The sequence below is a fragment of the Bradyrhizobium glycinis genome, assembly GCF_016031655.1.
GTDB lineage: Bacteria > Pseudomonadota > Alphaproteobacteria > Rhizobiales > Xanthobacteraceae > Bradyrhizobium > Bradyrhizobium glycinis.
In genome coordinates this window covers 51,942-64,578 of record NZ_JACCHQ010000010.1, presented here as the reverse complement: position 1 = coordinate 64,578, position 12,637 = coordinate 51,942, and the positions used below count along the sequence as shown (strand labels likewise).

Annotated in this window: 8 protein-coding genes and 2 pseudogenes; all 10 read right to left on the bottom strand. The window is 62.4% G+C overall.

The genetic code is table 11. The annotated features are described in order from the left end of the window. Nucleotides 1-86: 86 nt before the first annotated feature. Nucleotides 87-2,090 carry an eCIS core domain-containing protein gene (locus HZZ16_RS16670; protein WP_197949610.1) on the bottom strand — a complete coding sequence of 668 codons (2,004 nt, stop codon included), beginning with the start codon at nucleotides 2,088-2,090 and terminating at the stop codon, nucleotides 87-89. Continuing rightward, nucleotides 2,087-2,347: a hypothetical protein gene (locus tag HZZ16_RS16665; protein WP_197949608.1), complete on the bottom strand. Its 261-nt coding sequence runs from the start codon at nucleotides 2,345-2,347 to the stop codon at nucleotides 2,087-2,089. Before HZZ16_RS16665 ends, HZZ16_RS16670 begins: the two co-directional genes overlap by 4 nt. After that, entirely contained in the window at nucleotides 2,344-4,329 is a 1,986-nt protein-coding gene (locus HZZ16_RS16660) for an ATP-binding protein (RefSeq protein WP_197949606.1), read from the bottom strand. The genes HZZ16_RS16665 and HZZ16_RS16660 overlap by 4 nt, the downstream gene beginning before the upstream one ends. Continuing rightward, nucleotides 4,326-5,597 carry a Pvc16 family protein gene (locus tag HZZ16_RS16655; RefSeq protein ID WP_197949604.1) on the bottom strand — a complete coding sequence of 424 codons (1,272 nt, stop codon included), beginning with the start codon at nucleotides 5,595-5,597 and terminating at the stop codon, nucleotides 4,326-4,328. The genes HZZ16_RS16660 and HZZ16_RS16655 overlap by 4 nt, the downstream gene beginning before the upstream one ends. Nucleotides 5,598-6,711: 1,114 nt before the next feature. Then, nucleotides 6,712-7,464 carry a T4 family baseplate hub assembly chaperone gene (locus HZZ16_RS16650; RefSeq protein WP_197949602.1) on the bottom strand — a complete coding sequence of 251 codons (753 nt, stop codon included), beginning with the start codon at nucleotides 7,462-7,464 and terminating at the stop codon, nucleotides 6,712-6,714. 4 nt (nucleotides 7,465-7,468) lie between these two features. Beyond that, a complete protein-coding gene (locus HZZ16_RS16645) occupies nucleotides 7,469-7,996 on the bottom strand; it encodes a phage tail protein (protein ID WP_197949600.1) in 528 nt (175 codons plus the stop codon). Nucleotides 7,997-8,014: 18 nt separating this feature from the next. After that, nucleotides 8,015-9,607, bottom strand: a complete 1,593-nt coding sequence (locus tag HZZ16_RS16640) for a phage tail sheath family protein (RefSeq protein WP_197949598.1) — start codon at nucleotides 9,605-9,607, stop codon at nucleotides 8,015-8,017. A gap of 197 nt (nucleotides 9,608-9,804) precedes the next feature. Continuing rightward, a complete protein-coding gene (locus HZZ16_RS16635) occupies nucleotides 9,805-11,121 on the bottom strand; it encodes a coiled-coil domain-containing protein (protein ID WP_197949595.1) in 1,317 nt (438 codons plus the stop codon). A 57-nt stretch (nucleotides 11,122-11,178) separates the two neighbouring features. Next, nucleotides 11,179-11,250, bottom strand: a pseudogene (locus HZZ16_RS38615) (zinc-ribbon domain-containing protein); the annotation flags it as partial. A gap of 1,135 nt (nucleotides 11,251-12,385) precedes the next feature. Next, nucleotides 12,386-12,625, bottom strand: a pseudogene (locus tag HZZ16_RS16625) (aminotransferase class III-fold pyridoxal phosphate-dependent enzyme); the annotation flags it as partial. Nucleotides 12,626-12,637: the final 12 nt, after the last annotated feature.

Sequence of the window (12,637 nt, the reverse complement as noted above, 5' to 3'; positions counted from 1 at the left end):
CGTGGCCGTCACATCCTTGCACGGAAGTCTCCCCGTAGCTGAAGGCACAATCCATGGGTTTTGAGTCAAATCGTTCATCGAATTCGTCACTGTCCAATAGAGAGAGCGCCTCCCGCCCAGATCTGCAGGCTGCATGCACCGGGCACCTTGCTCTTCGGCTGCGGGAAGCGCTTAGCATCGATGTTGCCGCCCGATTGCGCGGCATCGGTGAGGGCATCGAGAAATGTTTCGGCGACTTCCTGCGAAGCCGGAATCACGTGGTCCGCCGCGGCCTTCGCGTCGCTGAACCCAACCCCCGTTGTCTTTTTGTCTTTGACGCGTGAAGCCAAATAGTTACACGCGAATACCTGAATCTTTTCCGCCATGACTGACGCCAACTCCGAACGGTTCGTCAGCGTTCCGGATGCCGGGTCCAGCTTTCCGCCATACATTGAAAGGAACGTCGCAGCGCGCCCCTTCCATGCCGTGCCCGGCGCTGCCGGCGACAGATAGTCTTGCAGAGCGTCAGACAAACCTTTGCCACTTGGAATGTCCGGCGCGGTGACCGAGTCCTTCCGGCTCGTCGCGACGACAAAGCCAGCGATGTCGCCTTCCAAATTGATGGTGCCGCCGTAGTCGGAAGGCGCGCTAAAGGCCGCTTTGACGCTCGCAGAGGGATTGCCCACTCGCAGTAGTGCAACTCTTGCAGCGCCTCCACCCAAGTCGCCCAGCCAAGTCACGAGCTCTGTGCCCGTGCCCCCCATGTCGACGTCCTTGATTGCATAAGGATATGAAATGCGGCTCATCAGCTTGGGATCGTACCGCGCATCCAATGCGATCAACAAATGACCGAAATCAATGTGGCGAGCAGGCTCGACAACGTCCTGACTCAATTTCAGAGCGTCGAACAAGCCGCAGTCCAGCAGCGGCCGGACGTCGCGCGGGATGCTGTCTTCCGGTTTCGACGAGGGTCGCGTGAAGCGTTGGAAGCCCTCGTTGCGCGTCTCACTCGCTTCACCTTTGCTGCCCGGGGATCCGGTGTAGTCAAGGCTCCATGTCGTGCCGTAGTAGATACCGCGCAGCGCATGGATCTGATCCTTGGCAGAAGATATTCCGGCATTTGAAAGGCGCATTTCGGCGGCGCGGATCAACTCTATGAGTTGAGCAAATGTATCAGCCTTCTTGAATGGAGCGTTGCACGGAATAGGCGCCGGCGCCTCCGGCTGTTTCGGCGCAAGCTCGCCTTCCGGCGATTTCCTGCAGTCAGGGACGAATCCTGACGGGCATTCGGCCACGACGTCTGGACCTTGATAGCCGGTCTCGCGCCTGCACTGCTCGTTGTAGCCGTGAACTTCGTCGCAAGTAGGAATTCCGCTCCGCTCTCCGTCCGGACAGGCCCCCAACCTCCTGATGCACTTCTTCTGTTCATCCTGTGAGCCGCGCGCGCCGGCATCCGGATCGCCGGATGATTGACGCTGCAGCGTCAGACCTGATGGCCGGGAGCCACCGCCGAATGTTGACCCTCCACTGCTCCCGATAGCACCACTCTGCTGCACGACATGCACTAGCTCGTGGACCAACAATCGCTCGCCGGCGATGGAGTGGGGCGCAAAGCGGCCGGCACCGAAAACGATGTCATTCCCGACCGTGTAGGCATCGGCTCCAACCTCGCGCGCCGACCGCTCCGCGGCACTCCCGGTATGGACTCGCACGTGCGAGAAGTCGTATCCAAATCTTCCGTCCATTTTTGCCCGCAGATCGGAAGACAGTGCGGTGCCCGGATCGGCCAAAGGCTGTTCCACACTTGGAGGCGCCACCTGTGCGGATTGACGTGAAACCGTTGCCGTGCGCTGGATATGCGGCGCGCAGCCATTCGCCGAAGATATCGGCTCCGCCACAACTTGGTGAGCGATCCGCTCGGCTTCCAGCTCCAGCGGGTCGTTGTTCGGTCCAACGGTGGGCCTATGTTGCAGCAGTCGCTTCTTGCCGCACTGCTCGCACTCCCCGCCGATGGTATGATTGCCGCACGCGCATTTGCGCTGAAGGATGCGGCTCGGCATCATTGGCGTGCCGCTCTGCTTCTGTACTGTGGCCGAGGTCCGTCCGCTCATAGTTTTCCTATCCCTGAGAACACCGACTGCGCGATTCCGCTGCCGATCTGGGCCGGCGTCGCGTCACGTCTCACCTGCATCGGCGCGGCATCGACGCACGGCAACGCGCCGCTCCCGCCAATCTCGCTGTTGATGCCGCTTTCCGTGAGCAGGCGGCCGAGCTCGGCTTCGAGCGACGCCTTGAGCGCTGCGCTGTCCGAGTCCTTCAGTTGCAATCCATCGAGCACCAGGCGTTCGATATGCAGGCGGATATTCATGCGTTGGCCTCTCTGGATTCGAGCCAGCGGAAATCGGCTTCGTTGACCGGGCGATCGAGCTTGACGAATTCCGCACGCGCGGCGGCGAGCGCGAGCGGCATCGTCACCGGCGAGTTTGCCTGCGCGCCGAGGAACGCCGCGTTCAACGCGGCATTGTGGATGCTGCCGCCGGTCAGGTTGAGGCGCGCCAGGCGGTCGTAGTCGAGCAAGCCCACGGGGGTTTGCGGCGGGAAAGCCTTCTGCCACATCCCTCGCCGCTCCACGACGCCGGGGAACGGGAAATTGACGATGAAGCGCAGCCGCCGCGTAAAGGCATTGTCGAGCGAGCTGCGCATGTTGGTGGCGAGGATTGCCAGCCCCCGGTAGGCTTCCATGCGCTGCAGCAGATAGTTGATCTCGATATTGGCATAGCGGTCGTGGCTGTCCTTGACCTCGCTGCGCTTGCCGAACAGGGCATCGGCTTCGTCGAAGAACAGGATAACGCCGCCATCCTCGGCGGCATCGAACAGCCGGCGCAGATTCTTCTCGGTCTCGCCGATGTACTTGCTGACCACGGCGGAAAGATCGATGCGATAGAGGTTCAGCCGCAGTTCGTTGGCGATGACCTCGGCGGCCATCGTCTTTCCGGTCCCGCTGTCGCCGGCAAACAGCGCGCTGATGCCGAGTCCGCGGTTCGCCCGCGCGCCAAAGCCCCATTCGCCATACACCTTGCCGCGCTGGTTGACCTGCGCCGCGATCTGGTGAAGCAGGCCGGTTTGTTCCGCAGGCAGGACGATGTCGTCGAAGGTCGCCTTCGGCTCGATGCGGTGAGCCAGCGCGTCCAGCATCGGCCGCACCCGCGCGCGGCAAGCGTCCCACAGCCGGTCGCGCAGCGGTGCCTTCCCGGAGCCCTGCTCCGCCTTGGTCATCGCCGCGATCCTGGTGATATCGGCAATATTGAGATTGAACTGGCTGGCCAGTGCCGCCGGGCCTTGCGCATCACCGTCGCCGCAGATGCGCTGCCACGCCGCGCGCTGCTCGTCCATCGTCGGCTTGAGGATGTCGACCATGCTGGTGTCACGCGGCAGCCGCGGCCACGGCTCGCGCACGGACAACATCACGAAGCCGCCGCAGCGGGCCAGGAATCGGCGGATCGTCGCGGCATGCGCATCGGAAGCGTCGATTTCCTGCGCGTCGACCCAAAGCGCGACGGGCAGCAGCAGGCTTTCGCGCTGCCACAGCCTGCCCAGCATCTCCAATTCCGCCGGCTGCGCCGGCAGCGCGTCGGCCGGCATGCGGTAGAGCTGCCGCTGCAGCTGCGCGGTAGCATCGAGCGCAACGAGCTGCTTGCTGGCAGCGTCGGCTCCCAGCAGCTGAACGATCGGCGGCGGCGCCGTGGCGGCGGCAAGCCGCCACGGTGCCGTGACCTGCCGGGCGAGTTCGACCTGCGAAGGCGGCATTTCGGCGGCGGGCTGATCGGACCCGACCGCGGCGACATAGGGCGCCAGCCGATCGTCGAGATAATTGAGGCCCTTGACATAGTTGACGATGCGCTCGTCGGCCCGCAACGCGCTGACCGTGAGTGCCTGGGCTCCGGGCTGATTGATCTCGATCAGCTTGAAATAGCGCAGCGGCCGCTCCGGCGACAGCGCATCCCAACTCGGATCGTCGAGCAGCGACAGGGCAAGTGCGAATGTCGGCGCGATGCGGCCGGGATCGCCCTGCACCTTGGCGAACAGGGAAGGAAATGCGCTGTCGAATTCCGCAGCAGCGCAGAGCAGCAATAGATCGCGCTCGAAAGACGAAAGGCCGAGCGCCCGTTCGAGCAGCAGCAACGCCGGCAAGCCGTCCTCGCGTGATTTGGCGGCCGGCGTATCCGGGCCTGCGTCCTGCGCTTTCGACTTTTCTCCGCTCGCAAGCTGTTCAAGCCGCTGCTTCAACCGCTTCAGGGCGGCCGCGAGATGGCGCGAATTAAGCGCTTCCCATTTTGCCGCCTCGCTCATGTGAGCTTCGCCTTCTGCTGGTCCATGAAGATCGGCGGCGACTTTGAATAATCGACCAGCTGGCTATCGACACCGTCGACACGCAAACGGATCCAGAACTCCCCAGCAACCGCGTCGGTGACCACGAACGCGAGTTGGCCGGTCTGCGCGGTTCGCGGCACTGCCGGGATCTCGCGGCTACCGAGCAGCAGCGAAACGCGCTGCTCGGGACGGACCTTCGGCACACAGTTCAACGAAATCGTCGCGGTGCCCTGCGCGACCTGCGCCGGCACCGGCAGGTCCGACGTGATCCGCGGCGCGACGGACAGCGGCATCTCATTGCTGGTGTGGACGGACGGCGGGATCTTGTTTCCTGCCCGGTCAGTTTGCACCGGATCCCGGACAATCACGGAAATCGTGTAGAGGCCAGCAGGTAAATTCGCCGGCTCAGCGGGCAAGTTGACGCTGACTTTGGAATCGCTCGACACATCATCAGCCGGCATCTCAACCGGAAACTCGATCGGTTCGGCCAGTCGCGGGCTCGCGAACTTTACAGTCACACGGTCACCGGACAGATTGCGGCCGCTAAGCTTGATCTCGTCTCCCGGCAGTGCCGCGGGTTGCTTGTTCGGCAGCTCGACCCTATCAATGGTCGGAAACGGCGAGAGCGCACTCGCAAGCGCTGAGATACCGCGGTCGGACTGCCCACGCGTGAGAACCGGAAGCGGCGTCACGGTGGGTCGCGTGCTGTCGATCATAACGACCGCGGCTTCGTAGGCCACCGACAGCTGATAATGGGTCTGGAAGCCGGGCCACATCTTTCCGATCTCCTCGATCGAGAGCGGGTACAGCGTGAAGCGGACACGCTCCGCCTGATTCCACAGATCGTTACCGGGCAGCGCCGCCTTGATCTCGTCGGCGCCAAGCAGCGGATGATCGTGCAGCGTGCTCATGGCGCGGCCGAGCAGCTGGTGGCTGAACGGACGCTGCGCGTCGTTGTCGCGGCCGAACACGGTGATTAAATAATGCAGATTGAGTCCGAGAACCGGAACGCCGAACTCCCCGGGCCGTACCGTCGCCGGAGATGGCATGTTGGACCAGCTTCCGCTCGGTCGCACACTATAGAGGAAGATGTTGATCTGGTTGGCACTGTTGCCATTGATGCGCGCCAGATGCGGTGCCTGCATGGTGACGATGGTATCGACCAGATCGGGGTCGGACGTCACGCCCAGGGTAAGCAGGTTGCGAATTGTCGCGGTAACGGCGGCGATGGCTGTAGGGTTGCTCATGAGCTGCTCCGCCCCGAACGCTGGCGCAGGTAGTCGTCGAGGCTGGTTGCACCGGTTGACGACCGTGTCCTTTGCCGTGGCTCGGCTAAGATCGAGGCCCGCACCTCAACCCTCCCGATCGTCACATGAACCACCGGCTGTGCGGCCGTCGAGCGCTCGTCGTACGGAGCCTCGCTTCGAATGGTGCGGTCTTGGCGCGCATGCGTGGAGGCCTGCGGCCATCGTTGGCCCGGATCAGACCTGTTTCGACGGGGTGACGTCGCCTCAATCTCTGCCCTCTCCCGGAGCACTTGGCCGCTCCGATCCAGCGAAGATTGCCGCGATGGTTCGGCGATATCCGAGACCAAATCAGCATGCGCATCCTGTGGACTTGCGGGCGCGACGCCATCGCGTGCTTCCCAGGCTCGCGCGCGTTGCGCCGCCATGGGCCGCAGCGGCTCACCACGGTCATGGCTGGGCGGATACTTCGGATCGACGCGTCTCGGGACCGCGACGGGAGCAAGAGCCGGCCCGGCTGGCGGCACATCAGAGGATCGTCCACGGCGCTCCTTGCCTTGCACCGCAGTTGGGCGCGTTGACAGAGGTCGCGGCGCTTCGACGGCTGGGTCGTTGCTGCGCAGCACGTCATCCGCCCCGGTGTATGCCGGTGACTGTGGTCGAGCACTGGCCGTTTGCACCGTCAAAATGCTGCTGCCGGCCACATCATCCGGCGCACCACCTGCCGGCGCTTGCAGCGGGACACTGAGCGCTGCCGTTGTCGCATCGCGTGGCCGCATCGAAGGATGATCTGTCGCGGCCGTTCCCGTGACAGACCTCACTGAAGGCGCGGCGATCCCGTCGCTGCGCAGGGGCGATGTGGCGGCTCGTTGCGGCGCGCTGGCCTGCTCCGTTGGAAGTTCGTCCCTGGCAGCAGCCTCGGACGGCCACACGGACGCTACGAAGACCGCATCTTCGCGACGCGGCGCAGCGCCTTCAACCTGGGGCGCATCCTCGCTCACGGTGGCCGGACCATCCCATGCCGAAGCGGGCGCCGGACCGAAGATCGACGGCAGGCGCGGCCTGACGGCAGGCTCCAGCGCCGTTGCACGACTTGCGAGATTGGCCAAATACCCGCTCATTCGTCCAGCAGCTCCAGGTAGCATTGGCGCCGGGGTGAGCTCAGCGCCAGGATATCGGCCTCGCGCCAGCCATAGGCGCGTGCCAGCCGGTGCACGTCACGCAACAAGCGTAGCGCCCACGCATCGACTTCGCTCCAGAGAAAGGACACGATGTCGAACGGCGCCTGCCATTGCGCCCGGCACGCGGAGCAGTCCAGATCCAGGCGAATATCGGCATGCGGGTCAACAAGCGACAGCCGCTCTTCCAGTGCATGGATCAATGTCGCGGGCAGGTTCGCCGCCGGCACCTCCTCATCGCCGCGTGATGCGCGAAGCACCACGCGTTCGAGCAGACGCAACCTGTTCTCGTCATCCGGCCGGCCATGGCCCAAGGCCAGCACATCGCGGCTGTTCGGCAAGCGAAACAGAACGTGATAGCCGTCGTGGCTGAACGATAATGCTGCCTCAGCCGGCTCGGTGACGGACTCGTCCTCCAACGCCGCGCCGAACGCTTCGGCATCGAATTCGAGTTCGAGCGATGCGCTGCATTCCGGACAGGTTGCCAGCGCCGTGAGCCTCGGACCGAACAGGTCCTGGTACAGCGTCAGAAGCCGGCGATCCCGTTCGCCGATCGGCAGTTCGGCGGCAGCGGCGCGCGACAGATGTGCGTGCGCCGCCATTAACAGCGCGAGCGCGCGTTCATCTTGTCGCGGCACCGCGCGCCCGCGTTCCCAGGCCGCTAGCAGGTGCTGTGTCGACGGGACCGCCATCGCATCACTGCGCGGGCACGATGAAGGTCGGCTCGGACGGCTCGACCACGCTCTCGTCGCGTTCCCAACCCTCGTTTTCCAGCTTGATATGCTGGATCGCCACCGCGTTGGCATTGGCGTCAAGGTCCGGCAAGGCCTGGTATTCCGAGACCCAGCAACGATAGATCTTGTAGGTGATCGCGACCTGCCCGGCCTCGTTATAGACCTCCAGCAGCAGATCCTTGCGGAAATCCTTCAGCGAAACCTCGCTTCCGAGCCCGGCACCGAAATGCCAGATCTTGTTCGCCCATTTCTCGAACTCGGTATCGTGGGTGACGCCGCGCTCGAGCGTAATCGCCTCGTACTCGCTGCGGCCCGGTGACTTCCGGCTGCTGCTGGGATCGCCCCCTTCGCGATGCTTGACCACCTCGGTGGTCCGCTTCAGGCCGCTGACCTTGCTGATGCCGGCGACATACTTGCCGTCCCATTTCATCCTGAACTTGAAGTTCTTGTAGGGATCGAACCGGGTCGTATTCACGCTGAACTGAGCCATGATGGTCTCCCCCTATTTTCAGGTCTGGATATTGCCGGCGATCTGCTGAATCCGAAGCACGACGAATTCGGCGGGCTTCAGCGGTGCAAATCCGACATGGATGTTGACGATGCCGAGATTGATGTCGTTTTGCGTCGTGGTTTCCTTGTCGCACTTCACAAAGTAGGCCGCGGCCGGCGTCGACCCCTGGAAGGCGCCCTGCACAAACAGGTTGTGCATGAAGGCGCCGAGGTTCAGTCTGATCTGAGCCCAGAGCGGCTCGTCATTTGGCTCGAATACGACCCACTGGGTCCCTCTGAACAGACTCTCCTCGATGAAGAGGGCGAGCCGGCGCACCGGAATGTATTTGTACTCGTCCGCCAGCTGATCGGCGCCGCGCAACGTACGGGAACCCCAGATCACGTTGCCGTAGATCGGGAAGTTGCGGAGGCAGTTGATGCCGATCTGGTTGAGGATGCCGTTCTCGCCATTGGTGAGTTTGGTCGCGAGTCCATCAATGCCGCTCAATCCCGCGTCCAGACCGGCCGGCGCCTTCCATACGCCGCGCCGCGCGTCGGTTGCAGCCATCGCGCCGGCGACGAGACCGCATGGCACGAACGTCGCCTGCTGCCCCTTGCTGAGCGGATCGGGCGCCTTGACCCGTGGAAAGAACAGCGCGGCGTTTCGTGTATCGTTAGCGCTGAAGCCGAGAGCGTCAAGCTTGCCGGCGGGATTGTCGCCCGCAAGGTTGTCGCCCCAGCCCGATGGCGGATCCACGATCAGCATCGCACGCCGCTCGGTGCAGTAGCGCATCGCCTCCTTGTAAACTGCCGGAGAGGTGTCGCCACCTGGCTGGTCCGGCGGGATGCAAAGCAAGTTGAAGAGGTCGGCATTTTCGAGCGCGTACAGTCCCTTCTTGTTGTTCTTGTCGCCGATATAGACTTTGTCATCGTCATCGATCGCATCTTCGACGCCGTCGTGGGGCATCTCGGCTGGGGCGGAAATGGCGCTCTGATCGGCGGGAAAGGTGATCCTTTCCGGCAGGCTCGGAGAAGAAACACGAAGCAGCTCCGACGATTGCTGAAGGACGCGATCGATCCGCTGCGCACGGGCGGCCGGCTCGTTCTTGAGCGTCAGATTGAGAAACTGTTCGCGCGCGACGACCTGCCCGTTCACCGTCAGCTCGGCCTTCAGGTTGAAGAGATCTTCCTTTTCCAGGCCGAACCGTCGCGCCGCATCGACGGAGACGTTCTTCTCGAGCGTGACCTCGAGTCCGCTCGCCCATGCACCCGGATAAGCCGGCTCTAGTACCAGACCTCCGACCTTCACACTCGCCTTGAGGTCCTTCCCGTCGGGATCCTTCTTTGACTTGAAGATGCGGACGATGATCGCCTGCCCGCCACCATTGCGAAAAAAATCGGCGACGGCGTAGCTCATGGGATGATCGACTGCGAGGCCGCCGAATCGGCGTTCGAAATCACCGAATCCGAATACCGTGATCGGCTTGTCGACGGGCCCCAAAATCGCGCGGCCGACGAACGCAGTGATCGACGTCGCGACACCGGTGATCGTCCGGACGCCGCTTGGCACTTCTTCTACGTAGACGCCGGGATATGAAAGAGCGACGGGCATCGAGATCTTCTCCTTGAGCGATGGACATCTGGAGCGAACAGCCGAATGAGCAATAGATTCCCTTGCCGCGCCCTGTTGGGCGCAGCGACACGATCATCTATGGTCACGACGTTCCGAAGGGATCGTCGCAGTCTTTTTTTGGGTGGTGATCCGGGCAGATGAGGCCGAGCCTGCTTCGGGAGACGAGATGTCTCGATTCACCTGCCAAATCTGGGAATGCCGTATTCCCGTTCGAGGTCTCTGATCGTTTGTTCGAGATCGATCGCCTTGCGCGGCCTTGGCTTCACTTCCCTTTCGTGCGGCTTCGCTTCCTGTGTCTTCGGTTCTTGCGCTCGCGCATCCGAGGAATTGGCGACCTGCAGCTGTTTGTTCAGCTGCTCGATGGTCTGATTCCGCGCGGCGATGGTCTGATCTCGCGCCGCAATGTCCTGCCTGCTTCGGTCGAGCTCGGCCTGAAGCGTCGCCAGCCTGCCCTCCTGCTGTTGCTCCTTGGCGCGCGCCTCCGACAGCTGCTGCTGGCTCGCCGCGCGCGCCTCGTTCAGTTGCCGATGTAGTTCCTCGTTCGCGCCAACATTGGCGTTCGACGCTGATTGATCCCTGAGCCGAGCCTCGGCCCGCTTCAAGTCGCTGAGGGTCCTCTCATAAACCTCGTTCTGGGACTGCAAGGCCGTCTGCAACTTTTCATTGAGCGCCTTGGCCTCGTCCAGCTTGGCCTGCGTCGCTCCGGAGGCCGAGTCTGGTTGGAGAAAGTATCCGCCAACGCCACCGGCGCCGCCCGAAACCGCAGCCAGCGCCGCCATCGCCATCGTGCCGAAGGACCGCCTGGTCGTGGCTGGCACCTTGCCGTCTTCGACCAGGCCATGCAGTTTCTTCTGCAATTCCTCGATCAATGCGTCCTTTTGCGCGACCTTGTCCTGGTTATCGTCCGCGGCCTTCCCGATCTCGTTGGCATGGCGCTGCCTCAGCGTTTCGATCAGTTTCTCGCTTGCTGTCAGCCTGCCCTGGAATTCGGCCACCACCCTTTCCTTGACCGTCGCAAGATCGCGCGTGAGCGCTGCGATCTTCTCATGGTGACCGTCCGTGACTTTCTTGAGCTCATCGGCGTGCTGTTGCTTCATCGCGTCCACGAGCTGCTCGCTTGCCGCAACCTTGCCATGGAACTCGGCCGCAACCTTTTGCTTCGTCGTGTCAAGTTCTCGCGCAAGTGCCACGATCTTCGCCTGGCCGGCTGCGATCTCCTCCTTGAGTTTGTCCTGAATGGCGCCGGACTGCACTTTTGTGGCCTCAAGCTCCGACCGCAGGGCCTCGACGCTCTTCTGACTCTCGGCAAGGCTGCCGCGCAGGCGGTTGTGCTCGGCCATGCGCTCCTCGGTATCGTTCACCGTATCGGTAATTGCCTTTTGCCGCAGGACGTTCAGCTCATCCCTTGCTTCGTCCAGTTCACGCGTCGCGCTCTCAAGGTCCTGTTGCAGCGAGCCGATCGCTTGCTTGCTTTCGCGCAGTGCCTCGAGCAACCGCTGCACTTCATCGTTATCGACGGCATCTGGCTCTGGTGGCGGCGGTGTGAGACGGCTCCCGCAATACCTGCAGAATCCCTTGCCGGCAGGATTGTCGTAATGACAGTTGGGACAGACTATCGCCATGTGATGCCGAGCCAACGAACATTGGAGAAAATTCCGGCACCATCGCCACTTGCGCCGTCTGGCCGGGCCGTAATCAGAAAAATTGTACGAAGGATAGGATGGATAGGCACGTTCAACCGGATGGGCCGAAACGTGGCGATGCAGTCGCTTTACCCTGAACTCATGGCCGCCTCCCCACCTTCCGCGGACATTGGGTTGACCACAATCACAAATTGCACAATATCGATGACCGAAATGCGTCTAATTCGAGACGCATCGCGCTCCAGCGCAGCGAGCAAGTTTGAGCAGATCGATTTCGCAGCAAAGCAATTCAGGTGCCGGTGCATCAGGCTCTCCGCCGATTGCACAGACAACATATCGCTACTTCAGCGAAACAAGTGTGAAGTTGTTCACTCGCGGCAAAACATCGCGCAGCCCAAAAGGACGGCCCTTGAGGGTAGCGGCGGACCCCAGCCACTATGCTTGGAGCCGGCTACCGCGAAGCGTCCGACTGAAACCGGCCCGAGATCATTGGGTCTAGCCTCTATCGCGCTCGCAACCAGATCGAACGCCTGTTCAAAGGGATCAAGCAATGTCGTCGCGTGGCGATGCGCCATGATAGGCTCGATGCCAACTGCCTTGCATTTGTTCGACTCTCGTCGATTTCGGTTGTGGTTGCGTCTCAATGAGTCCGCGCCCTCGGACCGGCGGGCTCAGGATGCGGCCGTCGGCACTTTGTTCGCTTCATCGCGCATCACGCGTAAGATCGATGGAGACCTCGGACACCGAAGCTCCTGGCGACTCCATGACGAAGGACTGGCGGCTTCCTTTCGTACGAACGACGAGCAACGCCGTGATCTTGTCGCCCTCGATGCGGGCATCGATCACGCCATTCTGATTTTTCCCAGACCTTGCCCCCGACGCGGTACTAGCTTTCAAACCAGTTTCCTGAAAGTTCCGAGCCGCTTTGTTCGATCGTGGCGCCCAGATCCATCTTGTACACGTCGCTCGCGCAGCGCACATTCATTTTGACGGATTGACCTTCGTTCTTGGGCACGTAGTCGACCCTACAGCGGACCCGCTCCCGGCATGTTGAGTCAAAGGATGTCAGAATGGCCGAGGTGCTGATTGGACCGGGTGCGTCAGGCGGCAGCCGCCCGGCGCGAACTTCGTCGATGAGCAGCGCGGCCCCCTTGCTGTCACGGATGCGACGCGCCGCACGGGCGAACTCTACGGTTGGAAGTTCCTGGTCGATCCCGAGATCGTGGCGAAATGCTAAAATCGGAATCCCGGCAAGATCATCACCCGCCTTGGCCGCCGCCTCGAGACTCTCGACGTCGTTGAATGTGAAACATGCGAAATGGGCGCGATCCTCCGCGGTCACACCTACGACAGATGCAGCGCTGGC